This is a genomic window from Mesorhizobium sp. 131-2-1 (assembly GCF_016756535.1).
Lineage (GTDB): Bacteria > Pseudomonadota > Alphaproteobacteria > Rhizobiales > Rhizobiaceae > Mesorhizobium.
In genome coordinates this window covers 3,908,107-3,933,680 of the sequence record NZ_AP023247.1, presented here as the reverse complement: position 1 = coordinate 3,933,680, position 25,574 = coordinate 3,908,107, and the positions used below count along the sequence as shown (strand labels likewise).

The window sequence follows — 25,574 nt, the reverse complement described above, 5'->3', positions numbered from 1 at the left end:
TCCCGATGACATTTGACGATAGCGCCATAGACTTGCTCGCCGGTCTCCTCTCCGACGCGGCCAAAGCCGAGATCATGCCGCGTTTTCGCCGGCTGGGCGAGGGCGACATCCGCCAGAAAACCTCGGCCGCCGATCTGGTGACCGAAGCCGACGTCAATGCCGAGCGGCTGATCACGGCAAGGCTGCGCGAGCGCTATCCCACGGCCATGATCGTTGGCGAGGAGGCTTGCTCCGACAATCCGGCTCTGCTCCGCGGCCTCGGCGATGCCGAGCTCGCCTTCGTCATCGATCCGGTCGACGGCACCTTCAACTTCGCTTCCGGCGTGCCGTTGTTCGGCGTCATGCTGGGCGTCGTCGTCAAGGGCGAGACCGTCGCCGGCATAATCCACGACCCCGTCGGCAAGGACTGGCTGATCGGCGCCAGGGGCGCCGGAAGCCATATCCGCCACGCCCATGGCGCGCTGGAGAAGGTGCGCGTCGCGGCGGCCGTGCCGATCTCGCAGATGACCGGCGCCGTCTCCTGGCAATATCTGCCGGAGCCCGAGCGCTCGCGGCTTGCCCGCAACCAGACCAAGGCGCTGTCGCAATTCGCCTATCGCTGCGCGGCGCACGAATACCGGCTGCTCGCCAGCGGTCACGCGCATTTCGTCGTCTACAACAAGCTGATGCCGTGGGACCATCTGGCCGGCGTGCTGATCCACCAGGAAGCCGGCGGCCACGCGGCGCGCATCGACGGCACCGCCTATCTGCCCTCGCATGTCGACGGCGGCATCCTGGTCGCCCCCGACAGGGACAGCTGGCAGGAGCTCCGCCGCGAGCTCTGGGCGGAGTAGGACCTTAGGCTCACACAGGCGGATTGTGCGGCTGGAACAGCCTGCCGCGCTCGGCGATCAGGATCATCAGCAAAGCGGCCACCGAGACGCTGCAGAAGCCGGCGGCAAGCGGCGTCACCGTGCCGTTGTAGGCCTGGCCGATCAGCGCGCCGATGATGGCGCCGAGAAAGGTCTGCATGAAGCCCAGAATGGATGCAGCCGTCCCGGCGAGTTCGCCGAGCGGCTCCATGGCCAGCGCGTTGAAATTCGCGCCCAGGCCACCGAACGGCAGCATGGCGCCGGCAAAGAAGGCGATGAACAGCCAGAGCGGCATCGTCATTTCGAGCGAGACGACCAGCCAGGCAAGACTGATGCAGAGGAACACGAGCAGCGCGCCTTGCGACAGGCGACGCATGCCGACCTGTCCGACCAGCCGCGAGTTGAGATAATTTGAGAAAGCGAGCACGCCGGCGACGCCGGCGAAGATCAGCGGGAACAGCTCGCCGACATGGAATATGTCGACATAGATCTGCTGCGCCGAGCTGATGAAGCCGAACATGGCGGCGAAGATGAAGGTGCTGGCGAAGGCATAGCACAGCGTCAGGCGGTTGGTGAGGACGATGCGGAAACCACCGACGACCGCGCTGACCGTCAGCGGCCGGCGATATTCCGGATGCAGCGTCTCCGGCAGGCGCAGCAGCGCCCAGGCCGATATGATCAACGCCCCGACGGCCATGGTCACGAAGATCCAGTGCCAGCTCGCAAACAGCATCACGAACTGGCCAATACCAGGCGCGACAACCGGGATCGCCATGAACACCATGAAGATCAGGGACATCACTTCGGCCATGCGCCGGCCATCGAACGTGTCGCGCACGATCGAGACGGCGATGACGCGGGTCGCCGCGGCGCCGAAGCCCTGCACGAGACGGCAGGTGAGCAACAGGGCGAAACTCGGCGCGACGGCCGCGGCGGCCGCCGCGCCGACATAGACGATCAGGCCGAAGACCAGCGGCGCGCGACGCCCGAACCGATCCGAGATCGGCCCGAAGAAAAGCTGTCCACCGCCGAAGCCGAGCATATAGGCGGTGATGACATACTGACGGTGATTCTCGCTCGCCACGCCGAGCGAGGCACCGATCTGCTGCAGCGCCGGCAGCATGATGTCGATGGCAAGCGAGTTGAGGGCCATCAGCGCCGCGCAGAGCGCAATGAACTCCCAGCGCGGAATGGGCAAGCTGCTTGCCCGTTGCGACGCTTCAACCTGCTTGTCCACGGCAAAATCCGATCTTCCAAAACGAACGCGCGCCGGTTGACCGGCGCATCCTTTCGTCTCGTTCCCGAGTATCGGGAACCAAAATGCCGAGGTGGGGGCAGCCCCGGGAGCCAGCGCCGATCAGGCGCCGGCAGGCGCGTTCAATCAGGCGGCGCCTTTGACGCTGACGCCCTTCTCGACGAGGAACGTCTGCAGTTCGCCCGCCTGGAACATCTCGCGCACGATGTCGCAACCGCCGACAAACTCGCCCTTGACGTAGAGCTGCGGGATGGTCGGCCAGTTGGAATAATCCTTGATGCCCTGGCGCAGTTCGGCCGAGTCGAGCACGTTCACGCCTTTGTAGTCGGCCCCGATATAGTCGAGGATCTGTACCACCTGGCCGGAGAACCCGCACTGCGGGAAGCCGGGCGTGCCCTTCATGAAGAGCACCACGTCGTTGCTCTTCACTTCGTTGTCGATGTAGTCGTTGATGCCGCTCATGGAGAATCCTTTCACGCCTGTGGGAGTCAGGCTCGAAACATAGCCATCAAATAAACCCATAGGTTGACCGAAACAAGGTATTTGCCTTGCTGGCGCCGAAATGGCGCAAAAGATGGCCTGACGCTGCACCAAGTCCCAAGGCCGCCAATTCCCCGGAGCGTGATGAAGAAGCGCTATCTCGCGACGATCCTGATCGGCGTCCTGCTCGTCGCCGTGGCCATGGCCTGGTGGCTGAGACCGAAGGAGCGCCCGCCGCTCGTCATCGGTGCTCTACCCGCTCCGTGCCGGGATTTGACGTTCGAGGCGGTGCCCTACGTCATCTGCGAGATTGGTCTCAACTCCTATGACATTGGCATCTTCCATGCCGGCGGCGACGGCAAGCCATTTGGCTCGCTGGAAGCGTTCGACAAGGCAATGAAGGAGCAGGGGCGGCCAATGCTGCTCGCCATGAATGGCGGCATGTATCACGAGGACCTGACGCCGGTCGGTTTGCTCGTCGAGGAGGGAAGTGAAAAGGCGCCGCTCAACCTTGCCGATGCCGAGGGCAACTTCTTCCTGAAGCCGAACGGCTTGTTCCTGGTCGGCAGGGACGGCAAGGCCGCGGTCATGGATAGCGGCGCCTATGCCGCCGCCAAGCCCGACTCCATCTTCGCCACGCAGTCCGGCCCGATGCTGGTGATCGACGGCGCGCTGCATCCGCGTTTCGAGCAGAACGGCACCTCGCGCTACATCCGCAACGGGGTCGGCGTGCGCGATGGCCATACCGTCGTGCTGGCGATCTCGCGCTCGGAAGTCAGCCTCGGCAGCTTCGCGCGGCTGTTCCGCGACGCGCTTTCCTGTCCCAACGCGCTGTTCCTCGATGGCGTGGTCTCGGCACTGTCGGACGGCGACCGGATGATCATCGGCGGGAAGTATCCCGCCGGTCCCATCATCGCAGTGTCGGCCAAGAAGGCGGCGCAGTAACCTGCCGCGAGGGCTTTCGCCTGTCTTGTCCGCCGAATCCGCGCCCGTCAGAATATAGCTATAGCTAAATCTTAGAGCATCCGCTATTCTCGTCGCGAGCTGGAGGATGCAGGCATGAGCGAGACGAAATCCTTGCTGGGGCGAAAGCTCGATCGAAGGCTGCTTCTGGCCGGCGGCCTCGCGGCTGCCGGCGGCACGGCTGTGGTGGCGAGCGCGGCGCGCGGGCAGGCCAGCCATGCCGGTCACGACATGCCAGCGGCCGCGGCTGCTGAAGGCCAGCCGGCGCACCTGTCCGCTCACGGAGCAATGATCACGGTCGGCGAGGTCGACGATGCCCGAAACGGCTTCGATCCGGTGAAGCTAGTCGACGATTGGGAGACCGGGACGGTGTCGAGCCTGCCGGACGGCCGCACGCTTCGCACCTTCGAAGTCACGGCGGAGGACAAGGAGATCGAGATCGCGCCCGGCATCATGTTCCCGGCCTGGACCTACAATGGCCGCGTGCCGGGGCCGTCGCTGCGAGCGACCGAGGGCGAACGGTTGCGGATCGTCTTCCGCAACCAAGGCTCGCATCCGCATTCGATGCATTTTCACGGCATCCATGCCGCGCGCATGGACGGCGTTCCGGGTGCCGGCTTGATCGGGCCGGGCGAGGAGTTCGTCTACGAGTTTGATGCCAGGCCGTTCGGCTGTCACCTCTATCACTGTCACGCCCTGCCGCTGAAGCGGCACATCCAGAAGGGCATGTACGGCGCCTTCGTCATCGATCCCGATCCGGCCCGGCATCCGGAGCACGAGGCGGTCGCCCTATCACGCCTGCTCGGCACGCCCGAGAATGCCGGCTGGCAGGAATTCGTGATGGTCATGAACGCCTTCGACACCAACTTCGACAACGAGAACGAAGTCTATGCCGTCAACACGGTCGCCCACGCCTACGCGAAGAAGCCGATCAGGGTGCTGAAGGACAAGCCCGTCCGCATCTACCTCATCAATGTCGTCGAGTTCGACCCGATCAACTCCTTCCACCTGCACGCCAATTTCTTCGATTACTACAATCAGGGCACGACGCTCACGCCGACGCTCAAGACCGTCGACCTGATCACCCAGTGCCAGGCCGAGCGCGGCATCCTCGAGTTTCACTTCCGCGAGCACGAGCCGGGTCTCTACATGTTCCACCCTCACCAGTCTGAGTTCACCGAGCTCGGCTGGTCCGGCATGTTCGACGTCGTAGAGGCCGTGTCGTGAGCGATATGAGCCAGCCCAATGCGCGTGCCGAGCGACGGCCTTGGGTGTATCTGCTGTGGATCGCGCTGCCGCTCGCCGTGCTGGGGCTTGCCGTTGCCTGGCTGTTGTCCTCGGATCCGCTATCCGGTTTCCGCAACGGCGCACCGCCGGTCGAGAACCTCACCTTCGAGCGGACGATCCTCGGAAACGATGGCATCCGCTTTCTCGTGCGCGCCGGCGGATCGGAACCTATGACGATTGCCCAGGTCCAGGTCGACGATGCCTACTGGCAATTCACGCAGGATCCGCCCGGCCCGATCGCGCGCGGCTCGACGGCATGGATCAGCCTGCCATATCCATGGGTGTTGGGGGAGGCGCATGCGATCAATGTCGTGACCAGCACCGGGACGACGTTCGGGCATGAGATCGCGGTGGCCGTGCCTACGCCGACCCGCGATTCGCTGAGCCTGGTCGCGCAGGCGGTGCTCGGCGCCTTTGTCGGCATCCTGCCCGTGGCGATCGGCCTTATGTTCTACCCCGCGCTTCGCGGCGTCGGACGGAGCGGCATGGACTTCCTCCTGTCGCTGACCGTCGGCTTGCTCGCCTTCCTTTTCGTCGATGCGCTGGAGGACGCCTTTGAACTGGCCGGCGAAGCCGCCGCGCTATTCCAGGGGCCGACGATGATCGTGCTCGCTGCCACCGCCAGTTTCCTGCTGCTGATGGCGGCAGGCCGGCGGAGCGGGACGCCGACCGGCCTGGCGCTCGCCACCTTCATCGCGCTCGGCATCGGCCTGCACAATCTCGGCGAAGGTCTGGCGATCGGCGCTGCCTTCGCGTCAGGCGCGGCGGGGCTTGGCACCTTCCTCGTGCTCGGTTTCACCCTGCACAACATCACCGAGGGCATCGGCATCGCCGCCCCGATCCTGAAGCAGCGGCCACCACTCAGGACCTTCGCCGCGCTGACGTTGCTGGCTGGGGGGCCCGCCGTCCTCGGCCTGTGGATCGGCAGCCTGGCCTACGCGCCGCAATGGTCGGCGTTGGCGCTGGCGGTTGGCGCCGGGGCGATCCTGCAGGTGATCGTCGAACTCGTGTCGATGCAGATTCGTCAGCGCGCCGACGGCACGCGGGCACTGCTTGCACCGAGCGCGATGGCCGGATTGGCCGCCGGCATCGGCTTCATGTACCTGACGGCGATGTTGGTGAAGATCTAGAGCATGATCCCGAAAAGTGGGAACCGGCTTTCGGAAAAGATCATGCTCCAGCAAAGGATTAGATCAGGATGACGTTTCAACGAAACGTAATCCTGAGCGGCGACGTCCGGCGGGCTCAGTCCGGCACGCTGGTCTGCAGGGCCAGCGCATGCAGGACGCCGCCCATGTTGCCCTTCAGCGCGTCGTACACCATCTGGTGCTGCTGGACGCGGCTCTTTCCGCGAAAACTCTCGGCCACCACTTCGGCGGCGTAGTGGTCGCCGTCACCGGCCAGGTCGCGGATCGTCACCTTGGCGTCCGGGATGCCTTCCTTGATCAGCTTTTCGATGTCGTGGGCATCCATTGCCATGCGGGTTTTCCCTATCAGGTACCGATCTCATAGATATGGCCGGGACGTCGGATGGACCATATCAGGAAGTGACCGAAACGCCGTCCCAACCATAAATATTATGGATCCACGACCTCGTTTGCCATGAAGCGAGGAAACCAGGATTCGTGGGCAGCGGTCAATTCGCTGACCGGGATCGCCCGCGCGTCACCGAGTTTCAGGTCATTGCCGCCGGTCGAGCCGATCCATGGCGCGAAGATGCCGAGCTTGCCCTGCTCCTCGCGAATGGCGTCCCATTCCTTGCTTTGCGGGTCGATCGACAGCGTCAGCAGATAACGGCCCTGGTCCTCGCCGAAGAAGACCGGGATCGGATCGGTCCCGACCAGGCCGGGGATGGTGGCGCCGATGCCCGACGCCATCGCCATCTCGGCCAGCGCCACGGCAAGGCCGCCATCGGACAGGTCATGCGCGGCGGTGACAACGCCGGAGGCGATCAGCGCACGGACATGGTCGCCGACGCGCTTTTCATGCTCGAGGTCGACTGGCGGCGGCGGGCCGTCGCCGCGGCCATGGATGTCGCGCATGTAGACGGACTGGCCGAGATGGCTGCCCCACGTCGCCGGCGCGCCGACCAGCACGATCATCTGGCCTTCGCCGGCAAAGCCGATGCGGGCCATCCTCGACCAGTCGGCGATCAGCCCGACGCCGCCGATGGTTGGCGTCGGCAGGATGCCGCGGCCATTGGTTTCGTTATAGAGCGAGACATTGCCGGAGACGATCGGGAAGCCGAGCGCGCGGCAGGCATCGCCAATGCCCTTCACCGCGCCGACCAACTGGCCCATGATCTCCGGCCGTTCCGGATTGCCGAAATTGAGGTTGTCGGTGGCGGCAAGCGGCAGGGCGCCGGTGGCGGTCAGGTTGCGCCAGCATTCGGCCACCGCCTGCTTGCCGCCTTCATAGGGATCGGCCTCGCAATAGCGCGGCGTCACGTCGGAGGAGAAGGCGAGCGCCTTGGCCGCATGGCCCTCGACGCGCACCACGCCGGCGTCACCGCCGGGAAGCTGCAGCGAATTGCCCTGGATCAGCGTGTCGTACTGCTCCCACACCCAACGGCGCGAGGAGAGATCGGGCCCGCCCAGCAACTTCAGCAGTGCGTCAGCGACATCGGCCTTGGGCGCGTCTCTGGCCGCAAGCGGCGCCGGCTTCTTCGCCTCGAGCCAGGGGCGGTCATATTCCGGTGCCTGGTCGCCGAGTTCTTTGATCGGCAGATTGGCGACCTCGTCGCCCTGGTGGATGACGCGGAAGCGAAGATCGTCGGTCGTCTTGCCGACGATGGCGAAGTCGAGGCCCCATTTGTGGAAGATCGCCTCAGCCTCTTTCTCTTTCTCGGGGCGCAGCACCATCAGCATGCGCTCCTGGCTTTCCGACAGCATCATCTCATAGGCGCTCATGCGCTCCTCGCGCACCGGCACCCTGTCGAGGTCGAGCTCGATGCCGAGGTCGCCCTTGGCGCCCATCTCGACGGCCGAGCAGGTGAGGCCGGCCGCGCCCATGTCCTGGATGGCGATGACCGCGCCGGACGCCATCAGCTCGAGGCAGGCCTCCAGCAGGCATTTCTCGGTGAAGGGATCGCCAACCTGGACTGTCGGCCGCTTCTCTTCGATCTTGTCGTCGAATTCGGCCGACGCCATGGTGGCGCCGCCGACGCCGTCGCGCCCGGTCTTGGCGCCGAGATAGACGACCGGCAGACCGACGCCCTTGGCCTCGGACAGGAAGATGGCATCGGTCTTGGCGAGGCCCGCGGCGAAGGCGTTGACCAGGATGTTGCCATTGTAGCGGGGATCGAAATTGACCTCGCCGCCGACCGTCGGCACGCCGAAGGAATTGCCGTAGCCGCCGACGCCGGAAACGACTCCGGCCACCAGATGCCTTGTCTTGGGATGGTCCGGCGCGCCGAAGCGCAGCGCGTTCATCGCCGCCACCGGCCGCGCGCCCATGGTGAAGACGTCGCGCAGGATGCCGCCGACGCCGGTCGCAGCTCCCTGATAGGGTTCGATGTAGGAGGGGTGGTTATGGCTCTCCATCTTGAAGACGACGCAGTCGCCGTCGCCGATGTCGACCACACCGGCATTCTCGCCCGGCCCCTGGATGACCCGCGGCCCGGTCGTCGGCAGCGTGCGCAGCCATTTCTTCGAGGATTTGTAGGAGCAGTGCTCGTTCCACATCGCCGAAAAGATGCCGAGTTCGGTGAAGCTTGGCTCGCGTCCGACCAGATCGAGGATGCGCTGATATTCGTCGGGCTTCAGCCCGTGCGCGGCAATGAGCTCCGGGGTGATCGGCACGGAATTGGAAATAGTCATGAGCAGCGATTTGTATCCGTGGGAGAGGGGAATTCGAGTCCCCTCTTATCGCAAGCTCGAGGCTGATACACCCCATAGATCGACGAAAAAAGGCGGAAAGCCACAGGAGCGGGGACCATCAGAACATCGCGACTAGGCGGGGCGGCAGCTCAGGAAAAACTGTCGTAGCCGGCGCGGCCTTCCTCGAGCAGGCGCCGGATCACCGTGACGCCGCCGGCGACATCCTTGCGCTGTCTCGGCTGCGAGACGCCGAAACGGACGGCGTGGAACACCTGCTCGGAACGGCCGGCCTTGAACTCGTCCTCGTCGTCGATGAGTACCCCATGTTCCAGGCAGGCCTGCTTGAAGGTGCCGGAAAGCCAAGGCTCAGGCAGCGTAAGCCAGACGAAAGGCACGCTGTCTTTCGCCTTGAATTCGAACCCGGCCAATGTCTCGCGCACGATGGCGATGCGCGCGCCGACTTCAGCGATGCAGCGCCTGCGGATATCGCTCGCCTGGCCGGACAGCACCAGCCGCGAGCCGACCTCGGCCAACAGGAAGGGGAGGCCGCCGGTCATCATCTTGTGGGCGACGCGGATGCGGTGGCGGTAGGCCGGCGGGCAGGCGAGCCAACCGCCGCGGACGCCTGCAGCCACCGATTTCGACAGGCCGCCGGCAACGATGGTCCGCTCGGGTGCATATTCGGCAAGCAGCGGCGTCGGATCGTCGGTCAGGTCGCCATAGAGGTCGTCCTCGATCAGCACGACGTTGAACTCGCGGGCGACGCGCGCGATGGCCTTGCGACGCTCCGCCGACAGCGTCACCAGCGTCGGGTTCTTCGCCGTCGGCATCAGGAACATCATCTTCGGGTGCTTTTGCGCGCAGACGCGCACAAAATCGTCGGGGTCGATGCCTTCGTCATCCGAGGCAACCAGCGCCGTGCGGCGGCCGATCAGGCCGGCGCTGCGCGAGATCTGCGAATAGGTGAGATGCTCGAAGGCGACATAGTCGCCTGGCGTGGTGAGCGCGGCGATCGCGGCCATGACGGCCGCATGGGTCCCGAGCGTCGGCACGATCGAATCGAGGGCAGGGCGATAGGAGTTCCGCCCCAGCCATCGGCTGCCGGCCTCGGACCAGCGCTCCGGGAAATCCCGGGTGTAGCTGGAAATCTCGTGTGGATGGTCCTGCGCCGTTCGCGACAGCATCTCGGCGATGACGGCATCCTGGCCGATATCGGGCGCGGCGGTGCTGTCGAAGCGCAGCTTGCCGCTCGGCGCGTCGATAAAGCGCGTGCCTTGCTCGCTGGGCTCCAGCAGTTCGGCCTTTGCCTCTTCCGGGCGCTGGCCGAGCACATAGGTGCCGCGTCCGACCTCGCCGCTGACCAGTCCGCGTTCGCGCAGCAACTGATAGGCCCGGCCGACCGTGCCGACCGTGGTGCCGATGTCATAGGCGAGATCGCGCTGCGGCGGCAGCTTCGCACCGACACCGATCACGCCCCGGTCGATATCTGACTCAATGCTGTCAGCAAGGCGCTGGTACAGAGGGCCGGAACCGGCGGAGAGATCGGGGAGCCAATTTGTCATGGTGACAATTTTCTATATTGCACCGCGATAGGAGTCAATACATATCAGCGGCGTACCAAAGACAGGTACAATAGCGAACTCTGGCAGAATCAAAATGGATACAATCGAGACAATCCGTTACGCAGGCGCTTCATTGCGCGGCGACTCTTATCCCTCGGAGCGGCGCGGCTTTGGTGGCCGACTGGTCGTCGTGCTCGGCTCATTGATGCGTCAGATCGGCAGGGTGCTGGAGCGCCGCCGCGGCCGCCTGGCTCTGCTGGAGATGACGGACGAACAGCTCAAGGATATCGGCGTCTCGCGCTGCGATGCTCACCGCGAAGGCCTCAGGCCGTTCTGGGATTGAGTTCACGCCGTCCTTGGATCGAGGAGCCCTACTTTCGCAGCCGGGCGACCCAATGGTCGGCGAAGACCGCGATCACGCACAGCACCAGAAACAACCCGGTGGTGGCCAGCGCCGAAACGGCGACGCTGGCCGCTCCGTTCTTCTCGACGTTGAGGAACGGGTAGGGGACTTCGCCTGCGATCGGCGCCCGCAGCAGCACATAGGCCAGATAGGCGAGCGGGTAGACCATCCACCACGAGATGTCGCGCCACCGCGTGCTGCCATCGGTGCCGGCGATAAGCCACCACAGCACGAACAGCGCCGGCGTCACATAGTGCAGGAGCACGTCGCAGAGCAGGAACAGGCCCTGCGGCTGCCATAGCCGCGCCAGCACCGTCGCATAGACGATGAAGACAAGGCTGATCGCCACCGCCACGCCCGCCCGCAGCCGCGATCCGGCAAAGGCCGGAAACCAGGCGTAGCCCGACGGCGACAGCAGGGAGACGTGGACGAGTACCGCGCCGATATTGGTCAGGATGGTGAAGAAGCTGAACAGGAAGACGATCGAGCCGAGGAAGCTACGGCCGGCTTCCATCGAGGCCGGGATGGTGATGCATGCCTGCAGGACGAGCCCGATAAGGCCGATTGCCAGTCCCGCGATCTGCAGGAAACGGCTCATGGCGTCAGGCGGCCGCCGCACAGGACGGATTGCCCGTCTGCCAGCGGGCGATGTCGGAGCCGATGCGCGCGCCGAGCGGCTCGGACATCAGCGGGCCGAACACGTCGACGCGGCTGGAATTGCCCTGCGCCTGCACCACCAAGAGCGGCTTGCCGCCATAATGCTTGGCCGGCACCAGCAGGAAGCGCGGCGTGCCGCTGAACGAATTCAGCTCATTGGCCATCTGGTAGGGCTTGAAGGCCGGATCCTTGCTGGCGATCCAGCATTTGTGCGCTGATATCGCGACCTGTTCCATGGCGAGCAGCGAAGCGCTCTTGCCGGAGGGCGGTGGCGCGCTCTTCGGGCTCGACTGGCAGGAGGCCAGCGCAACGCCGGCGACAGCCAGGAGAGCAAGGCGAACAATCGTCAGTCTCATGGTCAGGCCGCCCCCGCGTTCTGAAAGCAATGTCCTAGGAGATAATCAAGCGGCGATGCCGAGAGCGCCTTCGAACAGCGCCCGGCCGTCGCTGCCGCCATGCGCCGCCTCGATCAGGTTCTCCGGATGCGGCATCAGGCCGAGCACATTGCCCTTATCGTTGATGATGCCGGCAATGTCGTTGATCGAGCCGTTGGGATTGGTGCCGTCGGCGTAGCGGAACACCACCTGTCCCTCGCCTTCGAGACGGGCGAGCGTCTCGGCGTCGGCGAAATAGTTGCCGTCGTGATGCGCCACCGGCGAGCGGATGATCTGCCCAGGCTGATAGCGGCGGGTGAACATGGTGTTGGCGTTGGCGATCTCGAGCTTGACCTCGCGGCAGACGAATTTCAGCGACGCGTTGCGCATCAGCGCGCCGGGCAGCAGGCCGGCCTCGACCAGGATCTGGAAGCCGTTGCAGACGCCGATCACCATGACGCCCTTGGCCGCCTTCTCGGCAACCGCCCGCATCACCGGCATGCGCGCGGCGATCGCCCCGCAGCGCAGATAGTCGCCGAAGGAGAAGCCGCCCGGAATGGCGATCAGGTCGACATCGGGGATTTCGGTGTCGGTCTGCCAGACGGTCGCCGGCGCCTGTCCGGAAATCTTGGTCAGCGCCGCGATCATGTCGCGGTCGCGGTTGAGGCCGGGCAGGAGGACGACGGCTGATTTCATTGTCAGGCGATCTCCACCGCGTAGTTCTCGATCACCGTGTTCGCCAGGAGCTTGTCGCACATGGCCTTGAGGTCGGCTTCGGCCTTGGCCTTGTCCGTCCCGGCAAGCTCGACGTCGAACACCTTGCCTTGGCGCACCGAGCCGACCCCATCAAAGCCCAGCCCCGAAAGCGCATGCTCAATCGCCTTGCCCTGCGGGTCGAGAACGCCGTTCTTGAGGGTGACGGTGATGCGGGCTTTCATCGATACTCCTGGAAATCAGTAAGGCTTGCGCCGGGCTCGCCGGTACCGGCGAGCCCGCTTTGGTAAGTTAGTGCTTCAGGCCCTTCGGCGGCTCGGTGGAGGCGACGAGCACCGGTCCGGTCGGGCGCGGCGGCTCGTTCTCGTTCATGATGCCGAGGCGGCGGGCGACTTCCTGATAGGCTTCGACCAGGCCGCCCATGTCGCGGCGGAAACGGTCCTTGTCGAGCTTGTCCTGCGTGTTCACGTCCCACAGCCGGCAGGAATCGGGTGAAATCTCGTCGGCGACGACGATGCGCATCATGTCGCCCTCGAACAGGCGGCCGCACTCGATCTTGAAGTCGACGAGCTGGATGCCGACGCCCATGAACAGGCCGGACAGGAAGTCGTTGACGCGGATGGCCAGCGCCATGACGTCGTCGATCTCCTGCGGGCTCGCCCAGCCAAAGGCGGTGATGTGCTCTTCCGACACCATCGGGTCGTCGAGCGCGTCGGCTTTGTAATAGAATTCGATGATCGAGCGCGGCAGCACTGTGCCTTCCTCGATGCCGAGGCGCTTCGACAGCGAGCCGGCGGCGACGTTGCGCACCACCACTTCGAGCGGAATGATCTCGACTTCCTTGATCAGTTGCTCGCGCATGTTGAGCCGGCGGATGAAATGGGTCGGAATGCCCATGCGGTTCAAATGGTTGAAGATATGCTCGGAAATGCGGTTGTTGAGCACGCCCTTGCCATCGACCACTTCATGCTTCTTCTTGTTGAAGGCGGTGGCGTCGTCCTTGAAAAACTGGATGAGCGTCCCGGGCTCGGGTCCCTCATAGAGGATCTTGGCCTTGCCTTCATAAATGCGGCGGCGATTTTTCATTTGATTTTTTCTCTGGATTTCCGGGCAGGCGGCAAGCGACCAGTTCCTGTCCGTCTGCCTTAATTAGTACGGCAACGGCGGTGTTCAATGCCGGTGTCTATCCCAATCGCATGGTTTGCTCAATCGGCAAATCCTTCGAATCAACCGCTTTCGGGAATGAAATGCCGCAGCGCAGCAAGTGATGTAGCATATTGACCGGCCCGCGGCCTTTTGGTTTGTGCTTCGGGAACACACATGATCTAGGCCTAAGCGAATCGGATTTGACCGGAGGGATGCCATGAGCAGCATGAAAGACCGCGAAGAGGGCTTCGAGCGCAAATTCGTCTTCGACGAGGAGCTTCGCTTCAAGGCCTCTGCCCGCCGCAACAAGGCGCTTGGCATGTGGGCCGCCGAGAAGCTCGGCAAGTCCGGCGCCGATGCCGAGGCCTATGCCAAGCAGGTGGTCGTCGCCGATATCGAGGAGGCCGGCGACCACGACGTCTTCCGCAAGATCCGCAAGGATTTCGATGACGCCGGCGTCAACCAGTCGGACCATCAGATTCGCCGCACCATGGACGAGCTGATGGCCGAGGCGATCGAGCAGATCAAGAACACCTGATCCCATGTGAGCATGATGTCGCCCGAAAACCGCTTCACACCTTTCGGCATCACGCTCTGACTGGACCAATCAACCGCCCGGCCAAGCCGGGCGGTTTTTCTTTGCCTTTGCCGCCGTTTCGGGCTGAAACTGCGGATTGTTAACAAGGAAAGTTCAGATGTCGCTCAAGTCCCGCCTGGCTGCTGACGAAACGCTGTTCACCGCATGGTCCGGAGTGCCGGATGCGCTCACGGTGGAGATCATCGCCAAGCAGGGCTTCGACGCCGTCACCCTCGACATGCAGCATGGCGGCCATCACGAGGACAGCGTGCTGCGCGGCCTGGTGCCGGTGCTTGCCGCCAACAAGCCGGCGCTGGTGCGCATTCCTGTCGGCCGCTTCGACATGGCCAGCCGCGCGCTCGATTTCGGCGCCGAGGCGGTGATCGCGCCGATGGTCAATTCGGTCGCCGACGCCAGGCTGTTCGCCGCCGCGATGAAATACCCGCCGCTGGGCGAGCGCTCCTGGGGTCCGACCTATGCCTTTCCGCGCCACGGCAAGGGCGACCACGCCGAATGGCTGCGCGACACCAACCAGCGCACCATGGCGTTTGCGATGGTCGAGACGCGCGCGGCATTCGAGGCGCTGGACGGCATCCTCGACACGCCCGGCATCGACGGCATTTTCGTCGGGCCGTCCGATTTCTCGATCGCTTGGTCGAATGGCGCCACCATAAATTCGACGCTGGAAAGCATGATGGAGACGGTCGCCTCGATCGCCGAGCGCACGCGCAAGGCCGGCAAGCATGCCGCGATCTATGTCATCGAACCGGCTGTCGCCGGCCGCGTCGTGGCGATGGGCTACCGGCTGCTGGCCATGGGCTCGGACCACACGCTGATCTCGCTGGGCGCCAAGACCCTGCTGAAGAGCATGCGCGATTCCATCGGGTCCTGAGCGCCACCGAGCGGCCTGGCCTCAGGGTTCCTTCAATTCCGTCAGGAACTTGGCGAAGGTCATCGAGCCCTCGGGCCACGGCCCGAAGCCTGAATCCGCGTTGAGGTGGCCGGCGTCGCCGGCATCGATGAACAGCGAGCCCCAGGCGCCGGCAATGTCCTCTGCGACGTCGAAGGCGCAGAACGGGTCGTTGCGGCTGGCGATCACGATCGACGGAAACGGCAGCGGCTCGCGCGAATAGGGTCCGAAGGTCATCAGGTGCCTCGGCCTTATCTCCGGATTGGCGACGTCAGGCGGCGCCACGAAGAAGGCGCCGGCAACCGGCCTTTGGAACTTCGGAATGGCCTGAACCGCCGCCGCCACGCCGAGCGAGTGGGCGACGAGCACCACCGGTCGTTCGGCCTCGTTGACCGCCCTGGCCACATTCGCGGTCCAGTCCTCGCGCACCGGCTTCGACCATTCCGCCTGCTCGACCCGGCGTGCCGTCGACAGTTTCGACTGCCAGCGGGTCTGCCAATGCTCGGGGCCGGAATTGGTGTAGCCCGGCACGATGAGAATATCTGCGTCCTTGACCTTCATGGCGCGCATGTAGCGAGCGTTGCCGTTTCGCGCAACCGTGCCGAACGACGTTCACGATCAATTTGGTGAACACCATGTTCGCTCCTTGCTCTCTTGTGTGAACGATCGCGATCGACGATCTGTCGCAAGGACAACATTGCCGTGAAGGGCCGGGATTTTGCGGCTGACACGACGTAGGATGATCGGCGGCGCGGGGCTTCTGGCTTTGGGAGTTTCGTCGGGCGCCCGAACGGAGACGATGATGAGTGAATTGCCTTTTGCCGCGACCACGCCGGTCAGCGTGTCGCGCGTCGGCCTGAAGGCGCGCGATGCCGAAGGCCTCGCCGCCTATTACCGCGCCGTTGTCGGCCTGCAGGAATTGAGCCGTGCCGATGGCGTGATCACGCTCGGCGCCGCCAACCGGCCTCTGCTGGTCCTCGAGCCCGATGCCGCGGCAAAGCCTGACGATCCGCGCAGCGCCGGCCTGTTCCACACCGCCTTCCTGCTGCCCAGTCGTGCCGATCTCGGTCGCTGGATCAACCATGCCGCCGCCAACAGGATCGCCATCGAGGGCGCGTCGGACCATCTGGTCAGCGAGGCGCTCTATCTGACCGACCCCGAGGGCAACGGCATCGAGATCTATTCGGACCGCCGTCCGCAGGACTGGAAGTGGAACGGCGACAAGATCGCCATGGCGACCGAGCGTCTGAACCTGCCGGCGGTGGTTGCCAGCGTGCCGGCCGGCGACGCCGGCTGGCAGGGGGCGCCGGAAAACACCATCGTCGGCCACGTGCATCTGCGCGTCGGCCGGCCGGAAGATGCCGAAGCCTTTTGGCACGACGAGTTCGGCTTCGACACTGTGGCAAAATATGGCGGCCAGGCGGTGTTCCTGTCGTCGGGCGGTTACCACCACCACATCGGCGCCAATGCCTGGCGCAGCCCCGGCGCCGGTCGGCGCGATCCCGCGCGGTCAGGCCTTGCCTGGGTCGAGATGCGTTCGGACAATGTCGCCGGCGAGACGAGCCGCGAAGACCCGTGGGGCACGGTGATCAGGACGGTTCCGGGCAAAGCCTGATTGGACGTCGGCACAGCTTCTTCTCCCCGTCACTATGCGGGGAGAAGAAAAGCTCAAGCCTCTCCGAACACCCGCTTGAAGATCGTGTCGACGTGCTTGGTGTGATAGCCGAGGTCGAACTTCTCGCGGATCTCGGCCTCCGGCAGCGCTGCCGTCACTTCCTTGTCGGCAAGCAGTTCCTCAAGGAAATCAGCGCCATGCTCCCATACCTTCATGGCGTTGCGCTGCACCAGCCGGTAGGCGTCCTCGCGTGACACGCCGGCCTGGGTGAGCGCGAGCAGCACGCGCTGCGAATGCACAAGGCCGCGGAACTTGTTCATGTTCTTCAGCATGTTGTCGGGATAGACGAGCAACTTGTCGACGACGCCGGTGAGCCGCGACAGCGCGAAATCCAGCGTCACGGTGGCATCAGGTCCGATCATGCGCTCCACCGAGGAGTGCGAGATGTCGCGCTCGTGCCAGAGCGCAACGTTCTCCATCGCCGGCATGGCGAAGGAGCGCACCATGCGGGCAAGGCCGGTGAGGTTTTCGGTCAGCACCGGATTGCGCTTGTGCGGCATCGCCGACGAGCCCTTCTGCCCCGGCGAGAAATACTCTTCCGCTTCCAGGACCTCGGTCCGCTGCAGATGGCGAACCTCGATCGCCAGCCGCTCGACCGACGAGGCGATGACGCCGAGCGTGGCGAAGAACATGGCATGGCGGTCGCGGGGGATGACCTGCGTCGACACCGGCTCCGGCTTCAGCCCGAGCTTCTTCGCCACATGCTCTTCGACATAGGGATCGATGTTGGCGAAGGTGCCGACCGCGCCCGAGATGGCGCAGGTCGCGATGTCTTCGCGTGCGTGCACCAGCCGCTCGCGGCAGCGCGAGAACTCGGCATAGGCCTGCGCCAGCTTGACGCCGAACGTCGTCGGCTCGGCATGGATGCCGTGGCTGCGGCCGATGGTGACGGTGTCCTTGTGTTCGAAGGCGCGGCGCTTCAAGGCCGCGAGAAGCGCGTCGATGTCGGCGAGCAGGATGTCGCTGGCGCGGGTGAGTTGCACGGCAAAACAGGTGTCGAGCACGTCCGACGAAGTCATGCCCTGGTGGATGAAACGGGCATCCGGCCCGACGAATTCGCCGAGATGGGTGAGGAAGGCGATGACGTCATGCTTGGTGACGCGCTCGATCTCGTCGATCTTGTCGACGTCGAATTTCGCCGCGCCGCCTTTTACCCAGATGGTCTTGGCCGCTTCCTTGGGGATGACGCCAAGCTCTGCCAGCGCATCGCAGGCATGCGCCTCGATCTCGAACCAGATTCGGAAACGGGTCTCTGGCGACCAGATGGCGACCATTTCCGGTCGGGAATAGCGAGGGATCATCAATCGGTCCTGACTTCGGGGAAGCTTGTTGCCCGCCTCCTAACAGAGGCGGACGGAATGCTCAACGCCGCTGCCGTGCAAACCAGATGCTGGCGCCGGCGAGCCCGATGAATCCCAATGGAAAATAGAGCCGGACGCCGAGCACGACGAACTGGTAGAGCGCCGTCAGTACCGTGAACACGAATTCGAACGCCCATCTGATGGTGAAGGCCGGCGCGTGCCATTCGGCATAGTAGGACCGGTATTGCAGCGCGAACAGGGCGCCGGTGAAGGCGAGCGTCGCGGCCAACAGCGCAACGAAAGCGGCGGCAAGCGCCACTTCCCAATGTCGTCCGCGCGAGACGAGGCGCGCGAGGAACAGGCCGACCGGAAAGGCGGCCGCGCCGCCTGCAACATAGAGCAGCGTGACGAAACGGATCTTTGCCGGCGTCTCCCAGTCATAGAGCAGGAGATTGACGAGCGCGCTGGCACCCATCGTCAGGCCCCAGAGCAAGGCCCCAACAAGCGCAATGCGCGCCGAAGGCAGCGCGCCCCGGAAATGGTCCCTGATGCGACCGCGCGCCATGGGTTGGGAAATCGGTGTCACAGCCGGCCCGTCACCGCGATCCAGCGGAAGTCGGGCCCCTCGAAGCCGTGTTGCCGAACAGCAATCAGCACGGCATAGGCGCTGAGGCTGTCGAGCGAGAATGTCTGCACCGCGCCGATCCGGTAGCCGTTCGGACAGCCGCGGCTTTGCGGAATCGATTTGTCCTCGTGCAGCAGATGTGTCTGGCCGCCATCCTTCGCCTCGATGCGCAGCAGGCGAAAGCCGTTGATCTCACCCAGGCTCTGGCAGCGTTCGGTGTCATTCATGCCGATCTCGTCGAGCCGGAATTCGAGCGGGGGGTCGACCGGCGAAAAGATCGGGCGCGGGTTGACCACCATGCGGAACGGGTCGGCCGAAAGCTCGGTCACTGGATTGAAGCCGGCCGTTATGCCGCGATTGGCCGTCAGCTCCGCCTGGCCGACGATGGCCTCGCCCTGCTGCCGGGCCTGCAGGCGCGCCTGGTCGAGCGTCGCGGCCTCGTCGTCGAGGCGCACCCTGATCGGCGTGCCCTTGAGAAAGCTGTCGCTGCCCGTGTCGATGTAGTAGCGGTTGGCATAGGGAAAGCCCGAACCATCCTGCACGCCATATTCCTCGAAGGCAAAGACGCCGCCATCCTTGCTGAAGCCGAGGATCTCCAGCTCCGCGACGTCGCCGGCACTGGCCGCGGCGACGCTTGCGAGTTGCGCCAGCAGCCAGGTGCATATCAGGACGGAGGTTCGCATGGACTTGTCACTCCAGCCGGCAGGATTGAATCATGCCTATCACGTCATGGTGAACAGGATTTCCCATGCAGCTGCGATGCATCCAATCCGGTCGTCGATTGTTATTGTCGGCAGCTTCAGCGGAGGATCACCATGACCGATACGAGCAAAATTCGCGGGCATATGGAAGTCGTCGGCGCTGACGGCGTTCATATCGGCACTGTCGAAGAGATCGAGGGGAAGCGGATCAAACTGACCAAAGCTGACAGCGGTCAGGGCTCCCACAGAGGGCATCACCACTATATTCCCTTGAGCCTGGTAGCCGAGGTTGAGGGCGAGAAAGTCTGGCTGTCGGCCAATTCGGATGTCGCGGTGAGCTTCGAGGAAGAAAAGTCCGATCCCACCTGATCCGCCGGCTCAGCGCGACGACCAGACCGGAAACAGATCGCCCGCGGCCGGCGTCGCGGCGTGGACACCGCGGCTGATCGCGCGCGCCATGGTGGCGCCGGCGGCGGCGTAGAGATCGATGGCGGCGTCTGCGGTGAGCTCGATGCCGCTCTTGCCGGTCGCCAGCGCGAAGACCAGATCGCCGTCGGCGGGCGTGTGCGCCGGCCAGATGGCGCGCGCGAAGCCGTCATGCGCCGAAATCGCCAGCCGCTTGGCGGCTGCCTTGGTCAGAATGGCATCGGTTGCGATGACGGCAATGGTGGTGTTGCCGCCGGCTTCCGCTTGCCCGCCGAACTGCTTGTCGCGGTATTTCAGCAGGATCTTCCTGGCGTCGGCGGGCATTGGCGAAGGGTAGCCGAGGCCGCCGAACTCGTCGCCGATCTCGAAGGGTGCTGCCCAGAAGTAGCGGGTCCTGCCGACCGTGACGGAGCCGGTCGGATTGACGGCGGCCAGCGCGCCGATGGTGATTCCGCTGTCGAGCACGGTCGAGGCCGAGCCCAGCCCGCCCTTGAGTCCCGACGTCAATGCGCCGGTGCCGGCGCCTGTCGTGCCCAATGCAAAGTCGATCTCTGCCGCTTGCGCGGCCTGGTAGCCGAGGTCGCGATAGGGCGGGTAGCGACCCCAGCCCTTGTCGCCGCCATTGCGCAGGTCGAACAGGATCGCCGCCGGCACGATCGGCACGCGGAAGCCGCCGACCTCGACGCCGATGTTCCTTTCGCGCAAGGCCGCCTGCACGCCCGAAGCGGCGTCAAGGCCGAAGGCCGAGCCGCCCGAGAGCACGACGGCATGGATCTCCTGGACCGAATTCTGCGGCTCCAGAAGATCGGTCTCGCGCGTGCCCGGCGCGCCGCCCAGCACCTGCACGCCTGCCACCGCCGGGTCGTCGCAAAGCAGTGCCGTCACACCCGACTTCAACCTGGTGTCTGCGGCGTTGCCGACCCTGAGACCGGCAACATCGGTGATCAGGTTGCGCGGGCCGGTGCGGAACATCACTTCGTCTCCAGCGGCACGAAACGCGTTCCATCGAAGCGGAAGGCGCGGAACGGAGACTGGCTCAGATCGCCCTTGTCGTCGAACCGGACGGGCCCGATCGCAGTCGTGAAGTCACGCCCGGTGAGCGCTTCGGCAAGCGGCTTGCCCGAGCTTTCCGCTTCGGCGGTTGCAGCTTTTGCGATCTCGACCGCCGCGTAGGCGGGCAACACGTAGCCTTCCGGTACGATGCTTCTCTCCACGAAAGCCTGCACCACCTTGGGGTCGGCGACATCCGACCATTCGGGCGGCGCGATCATCAGCGTGCCCGTGGCATAGGGCACATCGCCGGCCGGCGTGCGCAGATTTTCGCCGCCGGCAAAGGTGATGCCGGCTTCGAGCTGGGTTGCATCGCGCCCCATGATGGCGATGTCGTCGCCGTCGCCGCCGGCGAACACTTTGGTCGCGCCGGCCTTCTTCAGCCGGCCGATCAGTCCGATCTGGTTGTCGAGCTGCGGCCGGAACGTGTCGACGAATACCGGCTTCAGAGCTGTTTGCTCGGCCGCTGCCCTGAACGTCTCGGCGATTTCGCGGCCATAGATCGTGCCATCGTCGATGATGGCGAACAGCTCGTTCTGCCACAGATGCGCCAGGATCCTGGCGACGGCATAGCGCTCGTCGTCGCCGCGCGGCCCCAGCCGATAGACCGGCCAGCCGGTCTTGGCCCGCCGGTCGGTCAGGCTTTCGGTGCGCACGCCGACGGTGATGACGGGAATGCCGGCCTCTTTCAGGATCGGCAGCGCCGCCTCGATCGCCTCGGTGCAGAGGAAGCCGACCACCACATTGACTTTCGCCGCCGCGAAATCGCGCGCTGCGGCGGCTCCGCCGTCTGCGGTGCAAGCATCGTCGACCGTCTTGATCTCGGCGCCGTTCGCTTCCGCCGCCAGCCCGGCGCCGGCTTCGACCTGCTTGCCAAGGATCGCCGAAGGGCCGGAGAGGGGCGCCACGACGCCGACGACAAGGCCATCGGCGCCTGCATCGCCGGCGAAAGCAATCGAGGCCAGCACCGCCAATATCGTCACCAGGGGTCGCATGTGAGCGAAGCGTTCCTCCCGCGCCGGCGGTAGGTTTGCCGGCACCCGTTTCGCCAAGACCTAAAGGCTGCCCGCCCTCGGCGCAACGCGAATTTCGGGATATGCGTCAAGCACTTCGCTTGTGGCATGCAATATGCCGCCATATATAACGGTGGGTTCTGAGGAAAATCATCCGTGCTGAAGAAGAACGATATCGGGCCGCAGGCCTATCGCGACGCGATGGCTCATTTTGCCGGCCAGGTCCATGTGGTGACGACCGACGGTCCCGCGGGCAAGCGTGGCGCGACTGTAATCGCCGCCTGCTCGGTGTCCGACACGCCGCCGACCGTTCTCGTTTGCCTCAACCGCGAGAATCCCAAAAACGAGCCTTTCGTCGGCAACGGCAGGTTCGCGCTCAACACGCTGGCCTCGCATCAGGAGCCGCTGTCGGTCGGCTTTTCCGGCATGACCGGCCTGCCGGTCGAGGAACGCTTCGCGCTCGGCGAGTGGGACGTAATCTCGACGGGGGCGCCGACCTTGAAAGGCGCGCTCGCCGTGTTCGATTGCGAGTTGATCGACACCAAGGACTTTGCCACCCACCGTGTGCTTTTTGGCAAGGTGACAGGCCTGCGCATCGGCGATAATTTGCGGCCGCTGATCTATCACGATCGCGGCTATCACGCCCTATAGGGGGCTGCGACGGCTGAGCCCACGGAGACGGAATGACCGGCTTGAAACCGCGCCCCGCGCCGCGGACGATCGACGAGACGCTCGATCTCCTGACCGGCGCGGACTATGTGGCGGACCGATCGCTGGCGACCGTGCTTTTTCTCTCGTTGCGCATGAAGCGGCCGCTCTTCCTCGAAGGCGAAGCCGGTGTCGGCAAGACAGAGATCGCCAAGGTGCTGGCCGACGCGCTCGGCCGCCGGCTGATCCGCCTGCAGTGCTATGAGGGCCTCGACGTCTCGTCAGCCGTCTACGAGTGGAACTACGCCGCGCAGATGATCGAGATCCGCATGGAGGAGGCGGCCGGCAAGGTCGTGCGCTCCGACATGGAACGCAATGTCTTCTCCGAAAAATACCTGATCCGCCGCCCGGTGCTGGATGCCCTCACCGGCAAGGCGGGCGCTGCCCCGGTATTCCTGATCGACGAGCTCGATCGCACCGACGAGGCCTTCGAGGCCTTCCTGCTCGAAATCCTTTCGGACTTCCAGGTGACAGTGCCCGAGCTTGGCACGATCAGGGCGGAAGAGCCGCCGATCGTCATCATCACCACCAACCGCACGCGCGAAATCCATGACGCGCTGAAACGGCGCTGCCTTTATCACTGGGTCGACTATCCCAATGCCGAGCGCGAGCTGGAGATCGTGCGCCGCAAGGTGCCGCAGGCCAACAGCCGGCTTTCGGCCGAAATTGTCTCCTTCATCCAGAAGCTGCGCCAGATCGAGCTGTTCAAGGCGCCGGGCGTTGCCGAAACCATCGACTGGGCCGGCGCGCTGACCGAGCTCGACAAGGTCGCGCTCGATCCGGAAACGATTTCCGACACGATCGGCGTGCTGTTGAAATACCAGGACGACATTGCCCGCATCGGCGCGGGCGAGGGCCGGCGCATCCTCGACGAGGTCAAGGCCGAGCTCGCTGCGGCGGAATAGGCCCATGAAGGCGCCGCGCCTCGATCCCGCTGAGGCCACGGAAGAGGGGCGCCTCGCCGACAACATCGTCTATTTCGCCCGTACCTTGCGCAAGGCCGGCATGCGGGTCGGGCCGGCCTCGGTCAAGGACGCCATCGAGGCGGTGCTCGCGGCCGGCATCGGCTCGCGCGACGATTTCTACTGGACGCTGCATGCCGTGCTGGTCTCACGGCACGAGGACCATCCGGTCTTCGACGAGGCCTTCCGGCTGTTCTGGAAGTCGCGCGAGCTGATCGAAAAGATGCTGGCGATGTTTTCGCCCGTCGCGCTGGACATGAGCGAGAAGCAGAAACCCCGCGCCGCCGAGACCCGCGTCAGCCAGGCGCTGTTCGAGGGCCATCAGAAGAACCAGCCGGTTAAGGAGATCCCCGAGATCGAGGTCGACGCCCGCTTCACCTTTTCCGGCAATGAGGTGCTGCGCGGCAAGGATTTTGCCCAGATGAACGCCGCCGAGTTGGCGCAGGCCAAGCAGGCGATCGCCGCCTTGCGACTGCCCTTCGATATGGTCCGCACGCGCCGCTTCAGGGCCAACGCCCAAGGCAGGCGTATCGATCCGCGCGCCATGATGCGCTCAGCCGCGCGCACCGGCGGCGAACTGATCCTGCCAAAATTCCGCTCGCCCCGCGAGGTGCATCCGCCGCTGGTCGTGCTTGCCGACATCTCCGGTTCGATGAGCCAGTACACGCGCATCTTCCTGCATTTCCTGCACGCGTTGACGGAAAAACGAAGGCGCGTGCATGCCTTCGTCTTCGGCACGCGCCTGACCAACCTGACCCGCCAGATGCGCCATCGCGACCCCGATGCCGCGCTCGCCGAGTGCTCGGCGACGGTCAAGGACTGGTCGGGCGGTACCCGCATCGGCGACGCGCTGGCCGAATTCAACCGCCTGTGGTCGCGGCGCGTGCTGGGGCAAGGCGCGGTCGTGCTGCTCATCACCGACGGGCTCGAGCGCGACGACACCGCCGGTTTGTCCGAGGAGATGGAGAGACTGCACAAATCCTGCCGGCGGCTGATCTGGCTCAACCCGCTGCTGCGCTTCGACGGCTTCGAGGCGCGCGCCCGTGGCGTCAAGGCCATGCTGCCGCATGTTGACGAGTTCCGGCCGGTGCACAATCTCGAGGCGCTGGCCGATCTCTGCGCCTCGCTCGACCAGCGGCCGGCCGCTTCGGTCGATCCGCGCCGCTGGCTGCGGACTGGCGACAGGCACGCCGCATAGCCATATGTTTATCCATCGGAAGAACAGACTCCCAGAAAATTGAGACCACCATACAAGGAGACCCGATGAATGACGCTCCAATGCATCAACCCAAAGGACCTGCCAATTCCGCAGACGTACAGCCAGGTTGTCGTTGCGACGGGCAGCAAGTTGGTATTTATCTCCGGCCAGGAACCCGAAGACCTAGACGGTAAGCTTGTTGGCCGTGGTGATCTTGCGACTCAGGCGCACCAGGTGTTTGCCAATCTCGGCCGAGCACTTGCCGCCGCCGGTGCGGCGCCTAGGCAGGTCACCAGGATCACGATCTATGTCGTGAACTACAATCGCGATGTATGCCTGCCGATCATCGAAAAGGCTCGGGTGGGGCTGTTCGGAGATCACAAACCAGCTGACGTGGTGCTTGGCGTGGCAAGCCTGTCCCCCGACTACCTGATCGAAGTTGACGCAGTCGCGGTGATTGATTGACCATGCATTTGCTCAAGTGGATCGCGATGAACTGCACCGATTCCAGCGTCGGCTTCAGCTTGCGCGAACTGGTGGTGACCAGATCATAAACAGACTCCGGGAGAAGCAGTCATGGAAAACAGCATCTATCTCGATGAGGCCCGCGATCCCCTGGTCATCGCGGAAGGCTGGATGAAGGACGGCAAGGATGTCGCCATCGCGACTGTGGTCGAGACCTGGGGTTCGGCGCCGCGCCCGGTCGGCAGCCATCTGGTCATCGACGCGGACGGCAATTTCCATGGCTCCGTTTCCGGCGGCTGCGTCGAGGGCGCGGTGGTGACCGAGGCGATGGACGTGATCGGCTCGGGCAAGGCCAGGATGCTGGAGTTCGGCGTCGCCGATGAAACCGCCTGGCAGGTGGGCCTCTCCTGCGGCGGCCGCATCAAGGTCTATGTCGAGCGGCTGGGCTGATCA

Annotated in this window: 30 protein-coding genes; 14 read left to right on the top strand and 16 right to left on the bottom strand. The window is 64.6% G+C overall.

What is annotated here, in order from left to right:
• The first annotated feature begins 5 nt into the window (after positions 1 to 5).
• A complete protein-coding gene (locus tag JG743_RS19050; RefSeq protein ID WP_202292328.1) occupies positions 6 to 833 on the top strand; it encodes an inositol monophosphatase family protein in 828 nt (275 codons plus the stop codon).
• A gap of 10 nt (positions 834 to 843) precedes the next feature.
• On the opposite strand, the gene JG743_RS19045 is transcribed toward JG743_RS19050, so the two are convergent.
• The gene (locus JG743_RS19045; protein WP_202302727.1) at positions 844 to 2,043 is read right to left on the bottom strand and encodes a multidrug effflux MFS transporter; all 1,200 of its coding nucleotides are present in this window, start codon (positions 2,041 to 2,043) and stop codon (positions 844 to 846) included.
• Between the two features lie 189 nt (positions 2,044 to 2,232).
• Positions 2,233 to 2,568, bottom strand: a complete 336-nt coding sequence (grxD, locus tag JG743_RS19040) for a Grx4 family monothiol glutaredoxin (RefSeq protein ID WP_202292327.1) — start codon at positions 2,566 to 2,568, stop codon at positions 2,233 to 2,235.
• Positions 2,569 to 2,730: 162 nt separating this feature from the next.
• Here grxD and JG743_RS19035 point away from each other — a divergent pair, with 162 nt between their 5' ends.
• The 3 genes from JG743_RS19035 (at position 2,731) to JG743_RS19025 (ending at position 5,966) form a co-directional block, all read left to right on the top strand.
• Positions 2,731 to 3,531 (top strand): phosphodiester glycosidase family protein, encoded by an 801-nt coding sequence (locus JG743_RS19035; protein WP_244672827.1) that lies wholly within the window; start codon positions 2,731 to 2,733, stop codon positions 3,529 to 3,531.
• Positions 3,532 to 3,645: 114 nt separating this feature from the next.
• Positions 3,646 to 4,776, top strand: coding sequence for a multicopper oxidase domain-containing protein (locus JG743_RS19030; protein ID WP_202292325.1), 1,131 nt, complete (start codon positions 3,646 to 3,648; stop codon positions 4,774 to 4,776).
• A complete protein-coding gene (locus tag JG743_RS19025; protein WP_446720865.1) occupies positions 4,773 to 5,966 on the top strand; it encodes a ZIP family metal transporter in 1,194 nt (397 codons plus the stop codon). Before JG743_RS19030 ends, JG743_RS19025 begins: the two co-directional genes overlap by 4 nt.
• A gap of 115 nt (positions 5,967 to 6,081) precedes the next feature.
• Here JG743_RS19025 and JG743_RS19020 read toward each other — a convergent pair whose 3' ends face one another.
• From JG743_RS19020 to JG743_RS19010, 3 genes are all read right to left on the bottom strand, one after another.
• Positions 6,082 to 6,315 carry a BolA/IbaG family iron-sulfur metabolism protein gene (locus tag JG743_RS19020; protein ID WP_006206026.1) on the bottom strand — a complete coding sequence of 78 codons (234 nt, stop codon included), beginning with the start codon at positions 6,313 to 6,315 and terminating at the stop codon, positions 6,082 to 6,084.
• Positions 6,316 to 6,413: 98 nt separating this feature from the next.
• Positions 6,414 to 8,654 carry a phosphoribosylformylglycinamidine synthase subunit PurL gene (purL, locus tag JG743_RS19015; protein WP_202292324.1) on the bottom strand — a complete coding sequence of 747 codons (2,241 nt, stop codon included), beginning with the start codon at positions 8,652 to 8,654 and terminating at the stop codon, positions 6,414 to 6,416.
• A 149-nt stretch (positions 8,655 to 8,803) separates the two neighbouring features.
• On the bottom strand, positions 8,804 to 10,216 hold the full coding sequence (locus JG743_RS19010; RefSeq protein WP_202292323.1) for an aminotransferase-like domain-containing protein: 1,413 nt from the start codon (positions 10,214 to 10,216) through the stop codon (positions 8,804 to 8,806).
• Between the two features lie 94 nt (positions 10,217 to 10,310).
• Here JG743_RS19010 and JG743_RS19005 point away from each other — a divergent pair, with 94 nt between their 5' ends.
• A complete protein-coding gene (locus JG743_RS19005) occupies positions 10,311 to 10,559 on the top strand; it encodes a DUF1127 domain-containing protein (protein ID WP_202292322.1) in 249 nt (82 codons plus the stop codon).
• 28 nt (positions 10,560 to 10,587) lie between these two features.
• Here the strand turns inward: JG743_RS19005 and JG743_RS19000 are convergent, their stop codons facing one another.
• The 5 genes from JG743_RS19000 to purC form a co-directional block, all read right to left on the bottom strand.
• On the bottom strand, positions 10,588 to 11,217 hold the full coding sequence (locus JG743_RS19000) for a Pr6Pr family membrane protein (protein WP_202292321.1): 630 nt from the start codon (positions 11,215 to 11,217) through the stop codon (positions 10,588 to 10,590).
• A 4-nt stretch (positions 11,218 to 11,221) separates the two neighbouring features.
• Complete coding sequence (locus JG743_RS18995; protein WP_202292320.1) at positions 11,222 to 11,632, bottom strand: hypothetical protein; 411 nt, start codon at positions 11,630 to 11,632, stop codon at positions 11,222 to 11,224.
• A 45-nt stretch (positions 11,633 to 11,677) separates the two neighbouring features.
• A complete protein-coding gene (gene purQ / locus JG743_RS18990) occupies positions 11,678 to 12,346 on the bottom strand; it encodes a phosphoribosylformylglycinamidine synthase subunit PurQ (RefSeq protein WP_202292319.1) in 669 nt (222 codons plus the stop codon).
• A gap of 2 nt (positions 12,347 to 12,348) precedes the next feature.
• Positions 12,349 to 12,588, bottom strand: coding sequence for a phosphoribosylformylglycinamidine synthase subunit PurS (purS, locus tag JG743_RS18985; RefSeq protein WP_126054835.1), 240 nt, complete (start codon positions 12,586 to 12,588; stop codon positions 12,349 to 12,351).
• A 67-nt stretch (positions 12,589 to 12,655) separates the two neighbouring features.
• A complete protein-coding gene (purC, locus tag JG743_RS18980; RefSeq protein ID WP_126054834.1) occupies positions 12,656 to 13,450 on the bottom strand; it encodes a phosphoribosylaminoimidazolesuccinocarboxamide synthase in 795 nt (264 codons plus the stop codon).
• Positions 13,451 to 13,727: 277 nt separating this feature from the next.
• On the opposite strand from purC, the gene JG743_RS18975 reads away from it, so the two are divergent.
• The gene (locus JG743_RS18975; RefSeq protein ID WP_202292318.1) at positions 13,728 to 14,048 is read left to right on the top strand and encodes a DUF1476 domain-containing protein; all 321 of its coding nucleotides are present in this window, start codon (positions 13,728 to 13,730) and stop codon (positions 14,046 to 14,048) included.
• A 157-nt stretch (positions 14,049 to 14,205) separates the two neighbouring features.
• Entirely contained in the window at positions 14,206 to 14,979 is a 774-nt protein-coding gene (locus JG743_RS18970) for an HpcH/HpaI aldolase family protein (RefSeq protein WP_202292317.1), read from the top strand.
• Positions 14,980 to 15,000: 21 nt separating this feature from the next.
• On the opposite strand, the gene JG743_RS18965 is transcribed toward JG743_RS18970, so the two are convergent.
• Positions 15,001 to 15,558, bottom strand: a complete 558-nt coding sequence (locus JG743_RS18965) for an RBBP9/YdeN family alpha/beta hydrolase (RefSeq protein WP_202302723.1) — start codon at positions 15,556 to 15,558, stop codon at positions 15,001 to 15,003.
• A 241-nt stretch (positions 15,559 to 15,799) separates the two neighbouring features.
• Here JG743_RS18965 and JG743_RS18960 point away from each other — a divergent pair, with 241 nt between their 5' ends.
• Positions 15,800 to 16,612, top strand: a complete 813-nt coding sequence (locus JG743_RS18960) for a VOC family protein (RefSeq protein WP_202292316.1) — start codon at positions 15,800 to 15,802, stop codon at positions 16,610 to 16,612.
• 53 nt (positions 16,613 to 16,665) lie between these two features.
• Here the strand turns inward: JG743_RS18960 and purB are convergent, their stop codons facing one another.
• The 3 genes from purB to JG743_RS18945 form a co-directional block, all read right to left on the bottom strand.
• Entirely contained in the window at positions 16,666 to 17,973 is a 1,308-nt protein-coding gene (gene purB, locus JG743_RS18955) for an adenylosuccinate lyase (RefSeq protein WP_202292315.1), read from the bottom strand.
• Positions 17,974 to 18,034: 61 nt separating this feature from the next.
• Positions 18,035 to 18,538 (bottom strand): hypothetical protein, encoded by a 504-nt coding sequence (locus JG743_RS18950; protein WP_202292314.1) that lies wholly within the window; start codon positions 18,536 to 18,538, stop codon positions 18,035 to 18,037.
• Positions 18,539 to 18,555: 17 nt separating this feature from the next.
• On the bottom strand, positions 18,556 to 19,281 hold the full coding sequence (locus JG743_RS18945; RefSeq protein WP_202292313.1) for a DUF2259 domain-containing protein: 726 nt from the start codon (positions 19,279 to 19,281) through the stop codon (positions 18,556 to 18,558).
• A 132-nt stretch (positions 19,282 to 19,413) separates the two neighbouring features.
• Between JG743_RS18945 and JG743_RS18940 the strand changes: the two genes are divergently transcribed.
• Positions 19,414 to 19,668 carry a DUF2171 domain-containing protein gene (locus tag JG743_RS18940; RefSeq protein ID WP_202292312.1) on the top strand — a complete coding sequence of 85 codons (255 nt, stop codon included), beginning with the start codon at positions 19,414 to 19,416 and terminating at the stop codon, positions 19,666 to 19,668.
• A 9-nt stretch (positions 19,669 to 19,677) separates the two neighbouring features.
• On the opposite strand, the gene JG743_RS18935 is transcribed toward JG743_RS18940, so the two are convergent.
• Positions 19,678 to 20,697: a P1 family peptidase gene (locus tag JG743_RS18935; protein ID WP_202292311.1), complete on the bottom strand. Its 1,020-nt coding sequence runs from the start codon at positions 20,695 to 20,697 to the stop codon at positions 19,678 to 19,680.
• Positions 20,697 to 21,770, bottom strand: a complete 1,074-nt coding sequence (locus tag JG743_RS18930; protein WP_202292310.1) for a branched-chain amino acid ABC transporter substrate-binding protein — start codon at positions 21,768 to 21,770, stop codon at positions 20,697 to 20,699. The genes JG743_RS18935 and JG743_RS18930 overlap by 1 nt, the downstream gene beginning before the upstream one ends.
• Positions 21,771 to 21,944: 174 nt before the next feature.
• On the opposite strand from JG743_RS18930, the gene JG743_RS18925 reads away from it, so the two are divergent.
• The 5 genes from JG743_RS18925 (at position 21,945) to JG743_RS18905 (ending at position 25,571) form a co-directional block, all read left to right on the top strand.
• The gene (locus JG743_RS18925) at positions 21,945 to 22,439 is read left to right on the top strand and encodes a flavin reductase (protein ID WP_202292309.1); all 495 of its coding nucleotides are present in this window, start codon (positions 21,945 to 21,947) and stop codon (positions 22,437 to 22,439) included.
• Positions 22,440 to 22,471: 32 nt separating this feature from the next.
• The gene (locus tag JG743_RS18920) at positions 22,472 to 23,401 is read left to right on the top strand and encodes an AAA family ATPase (protein ID WP_202292308.1); all 930 of its coding nucleotides are present in this window, start codon (positions 22,472 to 22,474) and stop codon (positions 23,399 to 23,401) included.
• Between the two features lie 4 nt (positions 23,402 to 23,405).
• Complete coding sequence (locus tag JG743_RS18915) at positions 23,406 to 24,656, top strand: vWA domain-containing protein (RefSeq protein WP_202292307.1); 1,251 nt, start codon at positions 23,406 to 23,408, stop codon at positions 24,654 to 24,656.
• 69 nt (positions 24,657 to 24,725) lie between these two features.
• The gene (locus JG743_RS18910; RefSeq protein WP_202292306.1) at positions 24,726 to 25,121 is read left to right on the top strand and encodes a RidA family protein; all 396 of its coding nucleotides are present in this window, start codon (positions 24,726 to 24,728) and stop codon (positions 25,119 to 25,121) included.
• Between the two features lie 111 nt (positions 25,122 to 25,232).
• Entirely contained in the window at positions 25,233 to 25,571 is a 339-nt protein-coding gene (locus tag JG743_RS18905; RefSeq protein ID WP_202292305.1) for an XdhC family protein, read from the top strand.
• Positions 25,572 to 25,574: the final 3 nt, after the last annotated feature.

Excerpts from the sequence above, each read along its gene's own strand:
- JG743_RS18965 (WP_202302723.1), bottom strand. The coding sequence starts at position 15,558 with ATGAAGGTCAAGGACGCAGATATTCTCATCGTGCCGGGCTACACCAAT.
- JG743_RS19035 (WP_244672827.1), top strand. The coding sequence starts at position 2,731 with ATGAAGAAGCGCTATCTCGCGACGATCCTGATCGGCGTCCTGCTCGTC.
- JG743_RS19030 (WP_202292325.1), top strand. The coding sequence starts at position 3,646 with ATGAGCGAGACGAAATCCTTGCTGGGGCGAAAGCTCGATCGAAGGCTG.
- JG743_RS19005 (WP_202292322.1), top strand. The coding sequence starts at position 10,311 with ATGGATACAATCGAGACAATCCGTTACGCAGGCGCTTCATTGCGCGGC.
- JG743_RS18905 (WP_202292305.1), top strand. The coding sequence starts at position 25,233 with ATGGAAAACAGCATCTATCTCGATGAGGCCCGCGATCCCCTGGTCATC.
- JG743_RS18975 (WP_202292318.1), top strand. The coding sequence starts at position 13,728 with ATGAGCAGCATGAAAGACCGCGAAGAGGGCTTCGAGCGCAAATTCGTC.
- purS (WP_126054835.1), bottom strand. The coding sequence starts at position 12,588 with ATGAAAGCCCGCATCACCGTCACCCTCAAGAACGGCGTTCTCGACCCG.
- JG743_RS18935 (WP_202292311.1), bottom strand. The coding sequence starts at position 20,697 with ATGTTCCGCACCGGCCCGCGCAACCTGATCACCGATGTTGCCGGTCTC.
- JG743_RS18915 (WP_202292307.1), top strand. The coding sequence starts at position 23,406 with ATGAAGGCGCCGCGCCTCGATCCCGCTGAGGCCACGGAAGAGGGGCGC.
- JG743_RS18960 (WP_202292316.1), top strand. The coding sequence starts at position 15,800 with ATGAGTGAATTGCCTTTTGCCGCGACCACGCCGGTCAGCGTGTCGCGC.
- purC (WP_126054834.1), bottom strand. The coding sequence starts at position 13,450 with ATGAAAAATCGCCGCCGCATTTATGAAGGCAAGGCCAAGATCCTCTAT.
- JG743_RS18970 (WP_202292317.1), top strand. The coding sequence starts at position 14,206 with ATGTCGCTCAAGTCCCGCCTGGCTGCTGACGAAACGCTGTTCACCGCA.
- grxD (WP_202292327.1), bottom strand. The coding sequence starts at position 2,568 with ATGAGCGGCATCAACGACTACATCGACAACGAAGTGAAGAGCAACGAC.
- JG743_RS18940 (WP_202292312.1), top strand. The coding sequence starts at position 19,414 with ATGACCGATACGAGCAAAATTCGCGGGCATATGGAAGTCGTCGGCGCT.
- JG743_RS18930 (WP_202292310.1), bottom strand. The coding sequence starts at position 21,770 with ATGCGACCCCTGGTGACGATATTGGCGGTGCTGGCCTCGATTGCTTTC.
- JG743_RS18995 (WP_202292320.1), bottom strand. The coding sequence starts at position 11,632 with ATGAGACTGACGATTGTTCGCCTTGCTCTCCTGGCTGTCGCCGGCGTT.
- JG743_RS18945 (WP_202292313.1), bottom strand. The coding sequence starts at position 19,281 with ATGCGAACCTCCGTCCTGATATGCACCTGGCTGCTGGCGCAACTCGCA.
- JG743_RS18910 (WP_202292306.1), top strand. The coding sequence starts at position 24,726 with ATGACGCTCCAATGCATCAACCCAAAGGACCTGCCAATTCCGCAGACG.
- JG743_RS18950 (WP_202292314.1), bottom strand. The coding sequence starts at position 18,538 with ATGGCGCGCGGTCGCATCAGGGACCATTTCCGGGGCGCGCTGCCTTCG.
- JG743_RS18920 (WP_202292308.1), top strand. The coding sequence starts at position 22,472 with ATGACCGGCTTGAAACCGCGCCCCGCGCCGCGGACGATCGACGAGACG.
- JG743_RS19020 (WP_006206026.1), bottom strand. The coding sequence starts at position 6,315 with ATGGCAATGGATGCCCACGACATCGAAAAGCTGATCAAGGAAGGCATC.
- purB (WP_202292315.1), bottom strand. The coding sequence starts at position 17,973 with ATGATCCCTCGCTATTCCCGACCGGAAATGGTCGCCATCTGGTCGCCA.
- JG743_RS19050 (WP_202292328.1), top strand. The coding sequence starts at position 6 with ATGACATTTGACGATAGCGCCATAGACTTGCTCGCCGGTCTCCTCTCC.
- purQ (WP_202292319.1), bottom strand. The coding sequence starts at position 12,346 with ATGAAATCAGCCGTCGTCCTCCTGCCCGGCCTCAACCGCGACCGCGAC.
- JG743_RS19010 (WP_202292323.1), bottom strand. The coding sequence starts at position 10,216 with ATGACAAATTGGCTCCCCGATCTCTCCGCCGGTTCCGGCCCTCTGTAC.
- purL (WP_202292324.1), bottom strand. The coding sequence starts at position 8,654 with ATGACTATTTCCAATTCCGTGCCGATCACCCCGGAGCTCATTGCCGCG.
- JG743_RS19000 (WP_202292321.1), bottom strand. The coding sequence starts at position 11,217 with ATGAGCCGTTTCCTGCAGATCGCGGGACTGGCAATCGGCCTTATCGGG.